At 36.9% G+C, this 17710-nt stretch carries 19 protein-coding genes and 1 other annotated feature; of the genes, 17 read left to right on the top strand and 2 right to left on the bottom strand.

Annotated elements, in window-relative coordinates:
• Window positions 1-263: 263 nt before the first annotated feature.
• The 10 genes from pnp (at window position 264) to KW2_RS09460 (ending at window position 10962) form a co-directional block, all read left to right on the top strand.
• The gene (pnp, locus tag KW2_RS09505) at window positions 264-2564 is read left to right on the top strand and encodes a polyribonucleotide nucleotidyltransferase (RefSeq protein WP_021037809.1); all 2301 of its coding nucleotides are present in this window, start codon (window positions 264-266) and stop codon (window positions 2562-2564) included.
• A gap of 267 nt (window positions 2565-2831) precedes the next feature.
• The gene (locus KW2_RS09500; RefSeq protein WP_021037808.1) at window positions 2832-3602 is read left to right on the top strand and encodes a hypothetical protein; all 771 of its coding nucleotides are present in this window, start codon (window positions 2832-2834) and stop codon (window positions 3600-3602) included.
• A 105-nt stretch (window positions 3603-3707) separates the two neighbouring features.
• Entirely contained in the window at window positions 3708-4307 is a 600-nt protein-coding gene (gene cysE, locus KW2_RS09495; protein WP_011835759.1) for a serine O-acetyltransferase, read from the top strand.
• A 13-nt stretch (window positions 4308-4320) separates the two neighbouring features.
• The gene (locus tag KW2_RS09490) at window positions 4321-4914 is read left to right on the top strand and encodes a TMEM175 family protein (protein ID WP_021037807.1); all 594 of its coding nucleotides are present in this window, start codon (window positions 4321-4323) and stop codon (window positions 4912-4914) included.
• 12 nt (window positions 4915-4926) lie between these two features.
• The gene (cysS, locus tag KW2_RS09485; RefSeq protein WP_021037806.1) at window positions 4927-6273 is read left to right on the top strand and encodes a cysteine--tRNA ligase; all 1347 of its coding nucleotides are present in this window, start codon (window positions 4927-4929) and stop codon (window positions 6271-6273) included.
• Window positions 6266-6667 (top strand): Mini-ribonuclease 3, encoded by a 402-nt coding sequence (locus tag KW2_RS09480; RefSeq protein ID WP_014735129.1) that lies wholly within the window; start codon window positions 6266-6268, stop codon window positions 6665-6667. The genes cysS and KW2_RS09480 overlap by 8 nt, the downstream gene beginning before the upstream one ends.
• 113 nt (window positions 6668-6780) lie before the next feature.
• A complete protein-coding gene (locus tag KW2_RS09475; protein ID WP_041168657.1) occupies window positions 6781-7149 on the top strand; it encodes a DUF1033 family protein in 369 nt (122 codons plus the stop codon).
• A gap of 132 nt (window positions 7150-7281) precedes the next feature.
• Window positions 7282-7845, top strand: coding sequence for a hypothetical protein (locus tag KW2_RS09470; protein ID WP_011676860.1), 564 nt, complete (start codon window positions 7282-7284; stop codon window positions 7843-7845).
• Window positions 7846-8229: 384 nt separating this feature from the next.
• Window positions 8230-10107 (top strand): tRNA uridine-5-carboxymethylaminomethyl(34) synthesis enzyme MnmG, encoded by a 1878-nt coding sequence (gene mnmG, locus KW2_RS09465; protein ID WP_021037804.1) that lies wholly within the window; start codon window positions 8230-8232, stop codon window positions 10105-10107.
• 168 nt (window positions 10108-10275) lie between these two features.
• Window positions 10276-10962 (top strand): HAD family hydrolase, encoded by a 687-nt coding sequence (locus tag KW2_RS09460; RefSeq protein ID WP_021037803.1) that lies wholly within the window; start codon window positions 10276-10278, stop codon window positions 10960-10962.
• A 27-nt stretch (window positions 10963-10989) separates the two neighbouring features.
• On the opposite strand, the gene KW2_RS09455 is transcribed toward KW2_RS09460, so the two are convergent.
• Complete coding sequence (locus KW2_RS09455; protein ID WP_021037802.1) at window positions 10990-11538, bottom strand: hypothetical protein; 549 nt, start codon at window positions 11536-11538, stop codon at window positions 10990-10992.
• Window positions 11539-11568: 30 nt separating this feature from the next.
• The gene (locus KW2_RS12340) at window positions 11569-11697 is read right to left on the bottom strand and encodes a hypothetical protein (RefSeq protein WP_011835752.1); all 129 of its coding nucleotides are present in this window, start codon (window positions 11695-11697) and stop codon (window positions 11569-11571) included.
• 249 nt (window positions 11698-11946) lie between these two features.
• Window positions 11947-12072: a sequence feature (ribosomal protein L20 leader region), on the top strand.
• 87 nt (window positions 12073-12159) lie between these two features.
• Here KW2_RS12340 and infC point away from each other — a divergent pair.
• From infC to KW2_RS09420, 7 genes are all read left to right on the top strand, one after another.
• The gene (gene infC, locus KW2_RS09450) at window positions 12160-12654 is read left to right on the top strand and encodes a translation initiation factor IF-3 (protein ID WP_021165690.1); all 495 of its coding nucleotides are present in this window, start codon (window positions 12160-12162) and stop codon (window positions 12652-12654) included.
• A gap of 127 nt (window positions 12655-12781) precedes the next feature.
• Window positions 12782-12982 (top strand): 50S ribosomal protein L35, encoded by a 201-nt coding sequence (rpmI, locus tag KW2_RS09445; protein WP_011676854.1) that lies wholly within the window; start codon window positions 12782-12784, stop codon window positions 12980-12982.
• 254 nt (window positions 12983-13236) lie between these two features.
• Window positions 13237-13596 carry a 50S ribosomal protein L20 gene (rplT, locus tag KW2_RS09440; protein WP_011835750.1) on the top strand — a complete coding sequence of 120 codons (360 nt, stop codon included), beginning with the start codon at window positions 13237-13239 and terminating at the stop codon, window positions 13594-13596.
• 214 nt (window positions 13597-13810) lie between these two features.
• A complete protein-coding gene (locus tag KW2_RS09435) occupies window positions 13811-14827 on the top strand; it encodes an ABC transporter ATP-binding protein (protein WP_021037801.1) in 1017 nt (338 codons plus the stop codon).
• Window positions 14824-15783 carry an ATP-binding cassette domain-containing protein gene (locus KW2_RS09430; protein ID WP_011676851.1) on the top strand — a complete coding sequence of 320 codons (960 nt, stop codon included), beginning with the start codon at window positions 14824-14826 and terminating at the stop codon, window positions 15781-15783. The genes KW2_RS09435 and KW2_RS09430 overlap by 4 nt, the downstream gene beginning before the upstream one ends.
• Window positions 15764-16723 (top strand): murein tripeptide/oligopeptide ABC transporter permease OppB, encoded by a 960-nt coding sequence (gene oppB / locus KW2_RS09425; protein WP_011835749.1) that lies wholly within the window; start codon window positions 15764-15766, stop codon window positions 16721-16723. Before KW2_RS09430 ends, oppB begins: the two co-directional genes overlap by 20 nt.
• Window positions 16724-16732: 9 nt before the next feature.
• Window positions 16733-17617 (top strand): ABC transporter permease, encoded by an 885-nt coding sequence (locus tag KW2_RS09420; protein WP_021037800.1) that lies wholly within the window; start codon window positions 16733-16735, stop codon window positions 17615-17617.
• Window positions 17618-17710 lie beyond the last annotated feature (93 nt).

The raw sequence follows: 17710 nt of genomic DNA, 5'->3' as shown, positions 1-17710 counted from the left end.
AAAAGGCTCTCTATGAGCCTTTTTTTCTTTCTCAAAATATAGTATAATGGGACATACGTGTAGTTCTATACAAAAATGAATTTGTCAGCAAAATGTTTACTGACAGAAAAGAAAATCTCTCATCAGAAAAAAATTTACTGACAAAATAATCAGTGATGACAATTTGATTTTTGTTTAGAAACACGTAGACTAAAAATAATGCAAAAGCAGGAGACTGGACTGTTAGAAAAAATTCTAAGCATTTCAAGTCAAGGAGAATAACATTGGCAAAAGAAACATTTTCAATCGAATTTGCAGGACGAACTTTAACTGTTGAAACAGGTCAAGTTGCAAAACAAGCAAATGGAGCTGTAGTTGTACGTTATGGAGATACAACAGTTTTGACAGCTGCTACAATGGGTAAAATGGCTACAGGTGATTTCTTCCCACTACAAGTGAATTATGAAGAAAAAATGTATGCTGCAGGAAAATTTCCAGGAGGTTTTAACAAACGTGAAGCGCGTCCTTCAACAGATGCGACTTTGACAGCTCGTTTGATTGACCGTCCAATTCGTCCAATGTTTGCCGAAGGTTTTCGTAATGAAGTGCAAGTAATCAATACTGTCCTTTCTTATGATGAAAATGCGTCTGGTCGTGTGGCAGCTATGTTTGGTTCATCTCTTGCTCTGGCAATTTCTGATATTCCATTTGATGGTCCAATTGCTGGTGTTGAAGTTGCTTATATTGACGGAAAATATATCATCAATCCAACTGTTGCAGAAAAAGCGGCTTCAAGTTTGGAACTTTCTGTTGCTGGAAACATTAATGCCATTAACATGGTTGAGTCTGGGGCAAAGGAATTGTCAGAAGAAGTGATGCTTGGTGCACTTTTGGCTGGACATAATGCTGTTAAAGAATTAATCGAATTTCAAAATGAAATTGTTGCGAAAGTTGGAAAAGAAAAAGCTGAAGTTGAACTTTTGCATGTTGATGAAGATTTGAAAGCCGAAGTTATTGCAGCTTACAATTCAGATTTACAAAAAGCCGTTCAAGTTGAAGAAAAACTAGCGCGTGAAGCAGCAACAAAAGCAGTTAAAGAGGCAATAATTTCTGTTTACAGTGCAAAATATGAAAATGATGAAAATCTATCAATCATTTTGCGTGATCTTGCTGAAATTCTTGAAGGAATGGAACATGCAGAAGTTCGTCGTCTGATTACCGAAGATAAAATCCGTCCTGATGGACGTAAAATTGATGAAATTCGTCCATTGGATGCGGAAATTGACTTTACTCCACGTAGTATTACACACGGAACTGGTTTATTTACTCGCGGTCAAACTCAAGCCCTGTCAACCTTGACTTTAGCACCAATGAATGAAGCGCAAATTATTGATGGCTTAAATGATGAATATAAAAAACGTTTTATGCACCACTACAATTTCCCACAGTACTCTGTTGGTGAAACTGGACGTTACGGGGCACCAGGTCGACGTGAAATTGGTCACGGAGCACTCGGAGAACGGGCTTTAGAACAAGTCCTTCCTTCTTTGGAAGAATTCCCTTATGCTATCCGGTTAGTTGCTGAGGTATTGGAATCAAATGGTTCTTCATCACAAGCTTCAATTTGTGCGGGAACACTTGCACTGATGGCTGGGGGTGTGCCAATTAAAGCGCCAGTTGCTGGAATTGCGATGGGCTTGATTTCGGATGGAACGAACTATACTGTTTTGACCGACATTCAAGGACTTGAAGACCATTTTGGTGATATGGACTTTAAGGTTGCGGGAACTCGTGAAGGAATTACTGCTCTCCAAATGGATATTAAGATTTCTGGAATTACACCAGAAATTCTTGCCGAAGCTCTTGCTCAAGCCAAAACTGCTCGCTTCCAAATCTTAGACGTGATTGAAGCAACAATTGCGCAACCGCGTGAAGAGTTGGCGCCTTCTGCTCCTAAAATTGATACAATTACGATTCCTGTAGATAAGATTAAAGTGGTCATCGGTAAAGGTGGCGAACAAATCGATAAAATTATCGCAGAAACTGGGGTTAAAATTGACATTGATGATGAAGGACTTTGTTCAATTTTCTCTTCTGACCAATCAGCGATTGATCGTGCTAAAGAAATTATTGCTGAACTTGTTCGTGAAGCAAAAGTTGGCGAAGTTTATGAAGCAAAAGTGGTTCGTATTGAAAGTTTTGGTGCCTTTGTCAATCTCTTTGGCAAACAAGATGCTATGGTTCACATTTCAGAAATGGCTTGGGCACGTACGGCCAAAGTTGAAGATGTCATGAAACTAGGCGATGTAGTTAAAGTGAAAATCATGAAGATTGATGATAAAGGACGTGTTGATGCGTCAATGCGTGCTTTGGTTGAAAAACCAGAAGGCTATGTTGAACCTGAGCGTAAACCACGTGAACGTCGTGATAATAAGGACCGTCGTAATGGAAATGGATTCGATCGTCGCAACAACGACCGTAATAACCATAACAACAATAGCGGAAATCATAGTTTTGAACTTCGTGAACGCAAATCACACGTTGACCATGAGTTTCCAGAGCTTTCAACTAAAAAGCCAGAATAAACTGAAATTTAAAATGGAAAAGCTGTAAAAATAGACCTAAAAAAGCTAAAAATTTACTGATGAAAACACTAGCCTATTCCTAAGTGTTCTCTAGGCATTTCGTACTGTGTTGTCCCTTTTTCTATCCGCTCAAGCGAATGAAATAAAGGCAAAGCGCCGAAGGTTACGTTATGACAGAAACAGGCGAGGAATAATCTTAAATTTGTCAGTAAATTATTTGTTTACTTAGCTTGTAAGTAATCACTGACAGGTCTGTCAGCAAAAAATATGTCTAATTATAACCTTAATCCAGAATTGGATGAACGTCTGCGTGTCTCATTAGCAAATCCAGGATCATTTATGGAAGATTTGTCCTTGGTCTATGCTTTTCACCAATTTCCAGTACTCGCCCCAAAATCAGTCTTTTTTGTTCCGATTGAAGACCATAAGGCTTTACCTGTCTTTACAACAGAAGAAGACTTGGAAGTTTTTCTGTCAGAACTGACAGATTTTGAAACAGAATGGGAACTTCACTCATTGATTGATATATTGGATCAGTTAATGGAAACTGATATTGATATTTTGGCAATCAATCCAAAATTGCCTCAAGATGAGGATAAAGGAAATACGGTTTATTTCGGAACACCGGAATTAATGCAATTTTTGATTCATTATACGGAAATTTTGAATAAAGTTTTCAGTCCAGAAAACACTTCTGCTGAACAAAGAGAAAAATATTACTTCGTACCAGCTTTTGTGACTACAACGAATCAAAGAACTTTTCCAAATTTAATCAATCAAGAAAATGAAGAATATCTTCCTGTTTTTGATAACTTAGACAGTTTGGCTAAATGGCATAATGAAGATTATTTTAGTCAAGCCTTTAAAGAAAACAATGGCCAAGTATTACTTTTGAAACTTGATGAATTGTTGAAATCAGATGCTGAAACAATGAATGATTTAGGAAAAAGCCTTGGAATTACTGTAAATCCATTGGATTTTTCACAAGAAGAAGTTCAAAATTCAATGGTTACTTGGGAAGAATTGGTAAGAGATTAAATGAATTAACAGAGTAATTAAGTCTCGGCAGCATTTTTTTAACAACAAGGCCCACAATGCTTATGGTATAATTACTGTAAGTATTTTTTAGCGAAGTAGGAAAAAATGAAAGAAAAAAAGAAAGGTTTTTGGTCTGAAGCGATTCGGGTGACCAAGGAAAATGACCCAGCCGCTCGAACGGCATTAGAAGTGTTGTTGACCTATCCGGGAGTAAAAGCACTTGCGGCTCACCGAATTTCACATTTTCTTTGGCGCCATAATTTGAAACTTTTAGCCCGGATGCATTCCCAATTTTGGCGCTTTTGGACGCAAATTGAAATTCATCCAGGAGCTGAAATTGCTCATGGGGTTTTTATCGACCATGGTTCAGGTTTAGTCATTGGTGAAACGGCGATTGTAGAATCCGATGTAAAACTCTATCACGGAGTGACCCTGGGTGGAACGGGTAAAGACAAGGGGAAACGGCATCCAACCATTAGACAAGGTGCCTTGATTTCGGCCCATTCACAGCTTTTGGGCCCAATCGAAGTTGGGATGAATGCAAAGGTAGGAGCAAGTGCTGTTGTGGTAACAGATGTTCCAGCCGAGGTTACTGTTGTCGGCATTCCCGCAAAAGTTGTTCGAGTTAAAGGTAAAAAGGATTTGGAACGGATTACAAATCTTGAAGAGCAACGTGAAGCGAGCTATCATTCGTCACATTTGTGAGGAGGAATGAGAAGTGAAAAAGAGAAAAGTAGCTGTTTATGAAGGACATATGCTTAGCACTTTGAAATCGTTTACTGATGCGGTAATGTCTATTATTGCGACGATTATGGTTTTAGAGATTCCTTTGCCAAAATTTATTGGAACTAATCATTATGATTTTCGTGAAACAAGTAGTTCACTCATTATTTTCTTTGTGAGTTTTCTAGTTGTTGTTTCATATTATTTTCAGTTTAGTAAGTTTTTTGGACGGATAAAGAAAATGAGTGGTTGGCAGATATTCGCCTATACGATTTTTCTCATGCTTGTTTCACTTTTCCCCTTTATGACTCAAACTGATAATGGTAGTCATCCCGCTTATTTTACAATAGTCTATGTTATATATATTATTGTGACCTCACGGTTTGCTTCTTTGATTATCAAAGCTGCTTATCGTTTAAACGAAGTAAAAATCAGTAGGCATCAGGCACGCAAACCTTGGGATTTGTTAGCTATGTCAGTGATTGCTATTGTGATTTCGAGTCTTGGTTATTCTGCTTATACAGGAATACCATTGCTCTATCTGCCAATACGTTCTCTTGTAACCTCAATTGTTTATGATGAAGATTAAGAAGGAAATAGAATGAAAATATATAACACTTATAGTCGACAGCTAGAAGATTTTCAACCGATTGAACCTGGAAAAGTTAAAATGTATGTCTGCGGACCGACCGTTTATAATTACATCCATGTGGGAAATGCTCGCTCAGTTGTTGCTTTTGATTTAGTCAGAAAATATTTGGAATTTCGGGGATTTGAAGTTGAATATATCTCTAATTTCACAGATGTTGATGATAAAATTATTAAGGCAGCTGCCAGTGAAAATATCAGTACAAAAGAACTTTCAGAACGCTATATTGCGGCATTCTATGAAGACACTGATTTATTGAATGTCAAAAGAGCCAGCCAAAATCCAAAAGCAACGGAATTTATCGAAGCGATGATTGATTTTATTCAAGAACTTTTGGATAAGGACTACGCTTATATTTCTGAGGGTGATGTGTATTTCCGTGTAGCTAAATCAAAAGATTACGCTAAATTGGCAAATAAAAATCTTGCAGATTTACTTGCAGGGGCTTCTGGACGTACGGATGAGGAAACTAATTTAAAAGAATCACCAGCCGATTTCGCCCTTTGGAAATCTGTAAAAGCTGATGAAGTTTCGTGGCAAGCCCCTTGGGGAGCAGGACGTCCGGGTTGGCATATTGAATGTTCTGTTATGTCAACTTCGTTATTGGGTGAAACGATTGATATTCATGGAGGGGGAGCAGATTTAGAATTTCCTCACCATACTAATGAAATTGCACAATCTGAAGCAAAAACAGGCCAAAAATTTGTTAACTATTGGATGCACAATGGTTTTGTCAATGTTGATGGTGAAAAAATGTCCAAATCATTAGGAAATTTCACAACTGTCCATGAATTACTTCAAGTTGTTGACCCACAAATTTTACGTTTCTTTTTGGCAACAACTCATTACAGAAGACCGCTTAATTTTACTGATGATGCACTGACAGAAGCAGAAAATAATATTAAAAAAATAGAAAATGCTTACCGACATTTGGATGACCAAGCTGAGTCCAATCTATCGGCTTTGACAACTTTTAGAAATGATTTTGTGGCTGCTATGGATGAAGATTTCAACATTGCTAATGGAATGACTGTTTTTTATGACTTTGTTTCGTGGGTCAATAAAGGAAATGGGGGAGCTGAGGTCAAAGCATTCTTTGATCAGATTTTAGAAATATTAGGCATAAAATTTGAAATTGAACAAAGTTTAGATAGTGAAATCGAAGCGATGATTGAAGCGAGACAATTGGCACGAGAAGTCCGTGATTTTGCGAAATCAGATGAAATTCGTGATGCTTTGAAGGCTCAAGGAATTGTTCTTGAAGATACAAAAGATGGGGTACGGTGGCATCGTGAATAAGCAACAAGCAGAACTTTTAAATGGAATTGCCCTTGCCTATGTGGGGGATGCAATATTTGAAGTTTTTGTCCGCGATTACTTGTTAGAAAAAGGGCTGACAAAACCCGCTTTCCTTCAAAAAAATGCCACAAAATTTGTGTCAGCTAAAGCGCAAGCAAAAATCATCAGAGCTATGGAAGAAGTCGATTTTCTTACGGAATATGAACTCACATATTTCAAAAGAGGACGTAACGCTCACTCTAAAACTACGGCCAAAAATACCGATGTTGTCACTTATCGGATTTCAACTGGTTTTGAAGCCGTCGTTGGGATTCTTCACTTGACGCAAGAAAATGAGCGTCTTAAAGAATTTTGGAATTTTTGTGTCGAAACAATCGAAAAAGATACAGCCTAAAGATTACTGTCTGACAGAAAAAAGTATTAAGCAAATTATTTTAAAAAAAGAAAAAAATCCGCTAGAATAGGTATGCAAAGATACAAAGAAAAAAACAGCGGAAAGAAGAAGAGATGTATAGAGTAGTTACAATGTACGGCACCGATGAGCCATGGTGGTTCTTTGAAGGCTGGAAAGAAGATATAGTTTCAGTAGACGAATTTGATGATTTTTATAAAGCTTTAAAATGGTACAAAAAAGAATGGTTTGAGATGGCTGAGAATTTTAAAGAATTCACTAGTAAGTCAGGATTACAAACCGCATTTTGGCAAAATGGTGATGAAGAATGGTGTGAAGATTGTGTAGGCTATTTGCAACGTTATCACAGTATTGCTTTGCTTGAAGATTGGCATGCGATTCCTCTTGAAAAAAAACGTTCAGGTTATAGTAAAAAATCAGGGGAGCTTCCTGAGCGATTCTGTTCAATAAAAAACGAAAATTAAAAAATGAGAAAGTTTACTTTTTAGGAAAACTTTCTTTTTCTTTTGTAAAATGACTGTGAGCATTTTAGTGGTAAGAGACTTGAAATTATATTATAATTATTTTATAATATAAATCTAATGTTAGGAGAGGCTATGAAGAAACCATTAATTATATTAGATGGATTTTTAATATTACTTATTATGATTCTTGGATTGACCTTGCTCCACAATATTCAAGAACAATCTAAAGAGTCTTCAATTTCGAATACTGCAGGTAGTCAGCAAAATTCGATTGAAAATAAAAAAGAAATAAAAAAAGTTGGACTAAAAATAAATACTAAAGAGGTTAAAAAAGGTAATTTTTTGACTTTGTCAGGACTGTGGAAAAATCGTCAAAGCAAAAGTATCGTTGTTTCAGGTCCATCAGCAACTTTCGGTGATATTCAGTATGAACTTGTCTTAGAAGGGGTAACTCCAGAAAACGAACTCCCTTATCTAAAACTAATTGGTGAAGGAAAAGATTCTGGTAAATTCTTAGGGGTCTATCCGCAAGGAAGTGCTATTCCTGTCAGGTTGGCTAATGGTAGAATTGACTATGCTGGGCAGTATGACCCTACAGATAAGAAAAAAGACCGAATTATTCTTTTTGACGATTATCTCTCGGCACAAGATATTCTTGGACAAGTTTTATATCGAGAATTGGAAGAAATTTTGTAAATAGTAATAGATTTACTTGATTTTGAAAATGATAAGAAAATAGTCTTGAAAAAAATGATAAAATGAGTTAAAATATCATTATCTTAGATAAGAACTCGATGGTCAAAGCTCGGGAAAATATGACAAAAAACTTTTAAAAATTACTGACAGGAGGGTCAATTTATTGATTTTCTTTCAGTAACTGATGAGAGGATTTTTTGACATATTTTTCACAGCTTTGGCTTTTTTATTTGCAAAATATTTATGTTTAATGTGTACAAAGAGTGAGCATTAAATCGTTAGATAAAAGAATTGTCAGTAAGTTTGGCAGTTCTGTCAGCAGTTTTGCAAGAACTTTTATCAAAATAAAAAGAAAGGCGAATTTTAAAAAATTCGTAGTAAAAAATGAATTTTCAAGAAAATTATGATGTCATCGTCATCGGAGGAGGACATGCGGGTGTTGAAGCTTCGCTTGCGGCTGCACGCATGGGTTCTAAAACGTTACTGATGACGATTAATCTTAACATGGTTGCCTTTATGCCATGTAATCCATCAATTGGTGGCTCAGCTAAAGGAATTGTTGTCAGAGAAATTGATGCCCTAGGTGGGGAAATGGGACGCAATATTGACAAGACCTATATTCAAATGAAGATGCTTAATACAGGGAAAGGTCCAGCAGTTCGTGCCCTCCGTGCCCAAGCTGATAAAGATGAATATGCTGCTTCGATGAAAAACACCGTTTCTGACCAAGAAAATTTGACACTCCGTCAGGGAATGGTTGAAGAACTCATCCTTGATGAAGAAAAGCAAAAAGTTATTGGTGTTCGGACATCAACAGGAACACAATACGGGGCCAAGGCTGTCATCATCACGACTGGAACAGCTTTACGTGGGGAAATTATCATCGGTGAATTGAAGTATTCTTCTGGACCAAATAATTCTCTTTCATCAATTGGTTTAGCAGATAATTTACGTGAAATTGGTTTTGAAATTGGTCGTTTTAAAACTGGAACACCACCACGAGTTTTGGCAAGTTCAATTGATTACGATAAAACAGAAATCCAACCAGGAGATGAAGCGCCAAATCATTTTAGTTTTATGAGCTCTGACGAGGATTATCTAAAAGACCAAATTCCTTGCTGGTTGACCTATACTACGGAAAATAGTCATACGATTTTGCGTGATAATTTGCACCGTGCACCACTTTTTTCTGGTATTGTTAAAGGAGTAGGTCCTCGCTATTGCCCATCCATAGAAGACAAAATTACTCGTTTTGCTGACAAACCTCGTCATCAACTCTTTCTTGAACCAGAAGGACGCAATACAGAAGAAGTTTATATCGGTGGACTTTCAACTTCAATGCCTGAAGATGTTCAATTTGATTTAGTAAAATCAATTCCAGGACTCGAAAATGCTAAGATGATGCGTCCAGGTTATGCCATAGAATATGATGTGGTGATGCCTCATCAACTCCGTCCTACTCTTGAAACGAAATTGATTTCAGGTCTATTTACAGCCGGACAAACAAATGGAACTTCAGGTTATGAAGAAGCGGCTGGGCAAGGTTTGGTTGCCGGAATAAATGCCGCTCTTAAGATTCAAGGAAAACCAGAATTTATTCTTAAACGCAGTGAAGCTTATATCGGTGTAATGATTGATGATTTGGTAACCAAAGGGACTTTAGAACCCTATCGCCTCTTGACTTCACGGGCTGAGTACCGTTTGATACTCCGTCATGATAATGCTGACCGCCGTTTGACAGAAATCGGACGTCAAGTTGGTCTCGTTTCAGATGCACAATGGGAGCATTACCAAGCTAAAATGGCTCAATTTGACCGAGAAATGAAACGACTCAATTCGGAAAAACTCAAACCTTTGCCTGATACTCAAGAAAAATTAGGAAAATTGGGCTTTGGTCCAATCAAAGATGCACTGACAGGTGCCGAATTTTTGAAACGACCAGAAGTTCATTATGATGAAGTGATTGATTTCATTGGACAAGCACCAGAAGTAATTGACCGCACAGTCATTGAATTGATTGAAACTGAAATTACTTACGAAGGTTACATCAAAAAAGCAATGGACCAAGTGGACAAAATGCATCGCTTGGAAGCAAAACGAATTCCTAAAAATATGGATTGGGATAAGTTAGATTCCATCGCTACCGAGGCTCGTCAAAAATTCAAAAAAATAAATCCAGAAACACTCGGACAAGCCAGCCGAATTTCAGGTGTAAATCCAGCTGATATTAGTATTCTCATGGTTTATCTTGAAGGAAAATAATTTAGAATTAAAAAGTTACTGACAAAAAGTTACTGATAGAAAAGTTAGAGGAGAGTCCTTGTGTTTTAGCACTTAGGACTAGACTCAACTTTTCATCAGTAACTTTTTTTCTTGTAGAATAAATCAAAAGCTGATAAAATAGGCTTAAATATGGAATGAGGGAAATAGATGACAGAAATAAAAAACATTATTTTTGATTGGGACAATACACTTTTCCCTTTTAAAGAAAAATATTGGGAATTAGCCCACCGACAACTTTTTTCAGAACAATTAGGCCCATTTACTGATCAGGAACTCAATCATTTTATGGAGAAATATCACGAATTTGATGAATTGCTCTGGCCCCAAGTTCATCAAAGACAGATGACCATTGAAGAGTTAAGAGAAGAAAGATTACGCTTGACTCTCGAATATTTTGACTTGGAAATTGATGAAATTTATCTTAGGGCTTTCTTCAAAAAATTTTTGAACAGATTATTTGAGTTGATAGAACCTGATGAGCAACTCATTCAAAATTTGAAAAATCTTTCAAAAAAATATCAACTTGCACTATTAAGTAATGGTGGACGTGTTGAACAAAGAGAGAAATTACGGCGTTCAAATGTTGAAGAATTATTTCCAGTTTATATTTCAGGAGAAACAGGCTATTTAAAACCAGACGCGCGTGCTTTTACAAATTTACTGAACAAGGAGAATTTCAAAGCCAGTGAAACCTTAATGGTTGGAGATTTACTAGAACATGATATAAAGCCAGCTAAAGATTTAGGACTTCAAACAGCCTATATTGGGGCAGAAAAAGGAACCATTGCTGACTATGAGTTTGAAACAATTCAAGAATTATTTAATTCATTATAAGATAAAAAAACGATTAATAATCGTTTTTTAATTTTTATCAATTTTTAAAGCATTAGTAGTCAAATAGATTTGCTCGACTGGCGCATGGGTTAATCTATAGATTCCATTCTTACTGAAAGTGATACATTTCTTTTCAAAAACTCCATTTGATTTCTCAATAAAAAATGTAAAATCTCCTACAAGATTTCCAGTAATAACAAGCGCTAAGTCCTTTGAGTCATTTAAAATCTTTAACCAGCTATTGGAATTTAAAATATATTGTATCCCGGCTTCATCATTAAAAGTTAGGATATGGGAAAATTGAAGCTTAGCATTGATCGATTCACTTTTTTCAACCATTTCTTCAAAAATTGTGATTTCATCATATTCGATAAGTTGGTCAAGAACTTCACTGACCAGTTGAGCAGTTAATAATCGATCACTTGCAGGAATAATGGAATGCTCAGCATCAAGAGAACCATCAGTGATATAAAGTTCATGCATTAATCCCATTGCATACATCCTTTTACGATGAATAGACCAATTCTTTGTTTTTTTTATGTTATCAGTAAGATGAGTTAAATCAAGTGCAGCCATAGAAGTCTTCCTTTCTATATTATATGGAAATCAATTTGATGAAGAGGATTCTCTGAGTGTGCGTAGAGAATTATCAGGCATCACTTGATAAGTTTTGAGATGTTGAGTAGTGGTAGTATTGCTGATATTAGAAATCGTAATTAGTTGCGTATCTGCCATTTTATTCTCCTTTCGTATTTTTATTTTATTATAATCATTTTATCATTTAATTATCATTTTGCTAAATGATATGATGTATTTTGAAGATAATAAAATGCTAGTAATAAGGGCTGGCCTAATATTCTAAAATTGTATTATATATATATCTAAATAATAAAATTAATCTTAAAAGTCATCTAAAACAATCAGTCAAAAGTTGATAAAGAATTAGGGCTTGACAAGTTCTAAAATAATTGATAGAATAATAGAGTTGAAAAGCAGAAGCACCCGCTTCTCGCCTTAGAGGTTATAGCCCTGGGCAAACAAATGGAATTATTCAAAAACGAATGTTTTCATGAGCGGGGCGAGATTGTCGTTCCGCTTTTGTTTTTCTTTAAAAAAGAAGTTGAGCTAAATTTTAGCCAACTTTCACATCATATTAGAAGGAGAACGAACATAGCTAAACAAGACAATAGAAAACCTATGATGAACGGTGCAATCCGTGCTCGTGAGGTTCGTCTCATTGGCGCTGAGGGTGAACAATTAGGTGTCACACCAACGTCTGAGGCGCTAATGCAAGCTGAAAATCTTAACATGGACTTGGTTTTAATTTCAAATCAAGAACCACCTGTTGCCAAAATTATGGATTATACAAAATTCATGTTTGAGCAAAAGAAAAAACAAAAAGAAGCAAAGAAAAAACAAGCAGTTGTTTCTGTAAAAGAAGTCCGTTTGTCACCAGTTATTGACCAAAACGACTTTGATACAAAGCTTCGCCAAGCCATCAAGTTCCTTGAAAAAGGCGATAAAGTTAAGGTTTCAATCCGATTTAAAGGTCGGATGATTACTCACCAAGATGTGGGTCGTCAAGTAATGGACAAGTTCGCGGAAGCAACAAAAGAAGTTGCTGTCGTTGAACAAAGAGCCAAAATGGATGGGCGTCAAATGTTCTTGCAACTTGCTCCTATAAAAAAATAGGTCTGTACAAGATAAGCTCGTCTCGAAAGGGTAGCCTTTCAAGTCTTTATTCTTTAGACTAGTGCTTTAAGAATAAAGAAAGCAGAATTCATCTTCTGCTAACTGATATAAATTAAGGAGAATTACAATGCCAAAACAAAAAACTCACCGCGCATCTGCTAAACGTTTCAAACGTACAGGTAACGGCGGACTTAAACGCTTCCGCGCTTACACTTCTCACCGTTTCCACGGTAAATCTGTAAAACAACGTCGTCAACTTCGTAAAGCTTCTATGGTTTCTAAAGGTGACTTCAAACGTATCCGTCGCATGGTTGCGACTATGAAATAAGCAAAGCTTATTTCAAGGAGCAATCGCCGTACATCGAAGCACTGCTTCGATAGGCGGACAATGCGTTAAGCGAACACGGTTCGCTGCATTGGAGCAATCCCTATAGGAGCGTAAGCGACTATGGAATAACTCATCTGATTTTAGAGAGTTCTCTAAACAGTTGATTATAAAATTCTTGTTCCAACTCAAATAAAAAAATAAACTTGTCTTCAAAGACAAAAATGAAATCTACTAAGAATTAAAGGAGAACACACATGGCACGTGTTAAAGGTAGCGTTGCAACTCGCAAACGCCGTAAACGTATTTTAAAGCTCGCTAAAGGTTACTACGGAGCTAAACATAGACTCTTCAAGACTGCTAAAGAGCAAGTCATGAATTCATACTACTATGCATTCCGCGATCGTCGTCAAAAGAAACGCGACTTCCGTAAATTATGGATTGCACGTATCAATGCAGCTGCTCGTATGAATGGTCTTTCATACAGCAAATTGATGCACGGTTTGAAATTAGCTGACATCGAAGTGAACCGTAAAATGCTTGCTGACATCGCAATCGCTGATGCTGCTGCATTTACTGCACTTGCTGAAGAAGCAAAAAAAGCTTTGGCTAAATAATTAACTTAAAAACTCTGCTAGTTTTCTAGCAGAGTTTTTTTATTTTATATCAAATTCTATCTGAGAAGATAGTTTTTTTATTTGGAATATGCTAAATTATTGCAAAATTCAATAAAAAGGATTATAATACCGTAAATCATCTTTTTGAAACAAAAGTAACGTGATAGCAATAAATTACGCAGTGTACGAAAAAAGATACGATTTGGAGGTTACTGTGGAAAATAATAATATTTTAGTGGCTAAACAAGTGAGCGTTGCTTTTCGGATTGCTGGAAAATTGCAAAAAGCAATTTATGATATTGATTTAACGGTTAAACACGGCGAGGTTTTGGCAATTGTTGGGGAATCAGGCTCTGGGAAGTCTACTTTTGCAACAGCAGTCATGGGTTTACATAATCCCAACCAAACTCAAATCAAAGGGTCCATTTTATTAGATGGTGAAGAAGTGGTTGGCAAAACTGGAGATTCAATGGCAAAACTTCGAGGAACTAAGGTAGGGATGATTTTTCAAAATCCTTTAACTGCTTTGAATCCGTTGATGAAAATTGGTCAACAAGTCATGGAAATGCTGGCAGTTCATGAAGTTTATCCAGAAAGCCAATATGAAAGTAGAACTTTCCAGCTCTTAGAACAGGTTGGAATTCCAAATTCTAAGCGTGTTGCCAATCAATTCCCACATCAGCTATCAGGAGGAATGCGACAGCGGGTGATGATTGCGATAGCAATAGCCAATGACCCAGATTTGATTATTGCTGATGAACCAACAACAGCTTTAGATGTTACGATTCAAGCTCAAATTTTAGATTTGATATTAGATGTACAAAAGAAGAAAAATGCAGGAGTTATTTTGATTACTCATGATTTGGGAGTAGTGGCAGAAGTCGCTGATACAGTGGCCGTCATGTATGCGGGACAATTAGTCGAAAAAGCATCTGTCGAAGAACTCTTCAACAATCCTAAACACCCTTACACAAGGTCACTTTTACGCTCAAACCCTTCGGCCGAAACTGTTTCAGATGACTTGTATGTGATACCGGGAAATGTTCCTTCGTTATCTGAAATCGAATATGATAAAGATTTATTTCTTGCACGCGTACCTTGGATGAAAGAAGAGGCTAAAAAGATAATTTCAAATGAGATGACTGAAATTTCTCCAAATCATTTGGTTCGAGGAAGTGCTTGGGAAAACTTTGATTTCCCAAATCAAACCGTTAAAGGAGGTGAGAGGTGAGCGAAATTCTTAGTCTAAAAGACTTAAAAGTTTATTACCCGATTCGTTCAGGTTTCTTTAATCGGGTAACAGATAATGTAACGGCAGTTGATGGAGTAGATTTGACCATTCATGAGGGAGAGACGGTTGGACTGGTTGGTGAGTCTGGTTCAGGAAAGACAACGATTGGAAAAACAATCGTCGGACTAGAGCAAATGACCTCAGGGAAATTGATTTACAAGGGGCAAGATGTCAGCAAGAAGAAAATAAGAAATCAGCTCAAGTATAACAAAGATGTACAAATGATTTTTCAGGATGCATTTTCTAGTCTTAATCCTCGTAAAAATATTTATGATATTATTGCTGAACCGATTAGAAATTTTGAAAAATTGGATCCAAATTCAGAAAATAAAAGGATACTTGAACTATTGGATATTGTGGGCTTACCCAAACAAACTTTAAGTCAATATCCCTTTCAATTTTCAGGAGGGCAACAACAACGGATTGGAATAGCTCGGGCAGTTGCGACTAATCCTAAATTAATTGTGGCCGATGAGCCTGTCTCTGCTCTTGATTTGTCTGTTCAGGCTCAGGTTCTAAACTTTATGAAACTCATTCAGAAAGATTTGGGAATCGCTTTTTTGTTCATTTCTCATGATTTGGGAGTTGTGCGACATATGACGGATAATATTGCGGTCATGCATAATGGACGAATTGTAGAAAAAGGAACGCGAAAGGATATTTTTGAACAGGCCGAGCATATTTACACAAAACGTTTATTATCCGCTATTCCTTCTATCGATGTCTCAAGAAGAAGGGAAAATAGGTCGAAACGATTAGAAGTGGAACAAGAATTTGAAACTAAAAAATCAATTTTTTATGATAAGGAGGGACGCGCTCTGCCCTTACAAGAATTAAGTAAAACACACTGGGCAGCTTTACCAAAAGGAGGGGAAAATGTGGAAAGTAATTATTAGACGTGTTTTATTGATGATTCCGCAACTATTTATCCTGAGTATTCTTGTTTTCTTCTTTGCTAAATTGATGCCAGGGGACCCTTTCTCTGGTTTAATTGGGCCACATACAGATCCACACGAAATTGAAGCTTTAAGGCGTGCAGCTGGCCTGTACGACCCTTGGTGGGAACAATATCTCAGATGGTTGGGACATGCGATTCATGGAAATTTGGGGATGTCTTATAATCTCAAAGAGCCTGTCACTACTGTCATTGGTCAACGAGCAGTTAATACTTTTTGGATGTCGCTTCTTTCTGTGATTTTGACCTATTTATTTGCTGTGCCCATGTCTATCGTTGCAGCCCGTCATGAGGGAAAATGGCAAGACCGTTTATGGTTGACATATAACTCGATTACTTTTGGTATTCCACCTTATGTTTTCTATTTGGTCATGATTTTTATCTTTGGTTATAGTTTAGGCTGGTTTCCAACGGGTGGAACAGTGAGTCCAAATGCTGTTGGTTTTGTCGCCGTCTTTTTTAGTCGAATCTATCACATGATTCTTCCAGCTTTTAGCTTGGCAGTTTTTGGAACAGTCGCGATATTCACTTATTTCCGTTCAGGGATTTTGGATGAAGAAACGCAGGATTATGTGCGAACGGCGCGAGCCAAAGGAGTGAAGGAAAGAGTGATTTTCACTCGACATATCTTGAGAAACGCTTCACTACCGATTGCGGCAAACTTTGGTTTTGTAATTACGGGACTTTTAGGAGGGGCGATATTTGCAGAAACGATTTTCGGATATCCTGGTTTGGGTCAACTTTTTATTACCTCAATCACTGGTCGAGATTATTCAATGATTACGGCTCTGATTTTGTTAAATGGTTTTCTGGGCTTATTAGGGGCCCTTTTGTCAGATATTATCATGGCAATTGTTGACCCTCGAATTCGGATTCAGTAAGGAGTGAAAATGTCAGAAAAAAAACAAAAAAATTCTCTATCATTGATTCACTCAATCAAAGAAGAACTCAAACATGATAAATTGGCATTGATTTCAACAATTTTCCTTTTAGTTGTCTTTTTGACAGTTTATATCTACTCGATGTTTCTCAAGCAAGCAAATTATGTTGATGTCAATATCATGGACCAGTATCTGGCGCCTTTGACCAATGGTCATTTGCTGGGAACGGATAATGGTGGACGCGATATCATCATGATGCTAATGATTAGTGCACGAAATTCCTTTAATATCGCCTTTGCAGTGACTTTGATTACCTTAGTTGTCGGGAATGTTTTAGGGGTGATCACGGGGTATTACGGGGGAAGGTTTGATTTAATCTTCATGCGTTTCACCGATTTTTGGATGATTTTACCTAACTTGATGATTATTATCGTTTTTGTAACCATTATTCCGCGATTTAATGCTTGGTCCTTGATTTGGATTATTAGTATCTTTAGTTGGATAGGAACAACACGTCTAATTCGGGCAAAAACATTGACAGAGGTTAATCGAGACTACGTTCGGGCTTCTAAGACTTCGGGAACTTCAAATTTAAAAATTATGTTCCGAGAAATCTGGCCTAACTTATCGACTTTGGTTATCGCTGAGTCTACTTTAGTCTTTGCCGGAAATATTGGGCTAGAAACAGGACTTTCTTTCTTGGGATTCGGACTTCCTGCAGGGACTCCTTCTTTGGGGACGATGATTAGTGAGGCAACGAACCCAGAAACGATGACTGACAAACCTTGGACTTGGGTTCCAGCAACGGTAGTCATCTTGATTGTGGTCCTTGCAATTATTTTCATCGGTAATGCACTAAGACGCGTTGCTGACCAAAGACAAGCAGTAAGATAAAATAAAAATATCAGAATATAAAAAATAGTTTGACAAAAATAAATTTAGTGATATAATCTAAACATTCTAGTTAAACTAGAAATAAAACTTAAT

The sequence above is a fragment of the Lactococcus cremoris subsp. cremoris KW2 genome, from assembly GCF_000468955.1.
Lineage (GTDB): Bacteria > Bacillota > Bacilli > Lactobacillales > Streptococcaceae > Lactococcus > Lactococcus cremoris.
The sequence above is the reverse complement of the archived record's forward strand: the minus strand, read 5'-3'. Positions and strand labels throughout refer to the sequence as shown.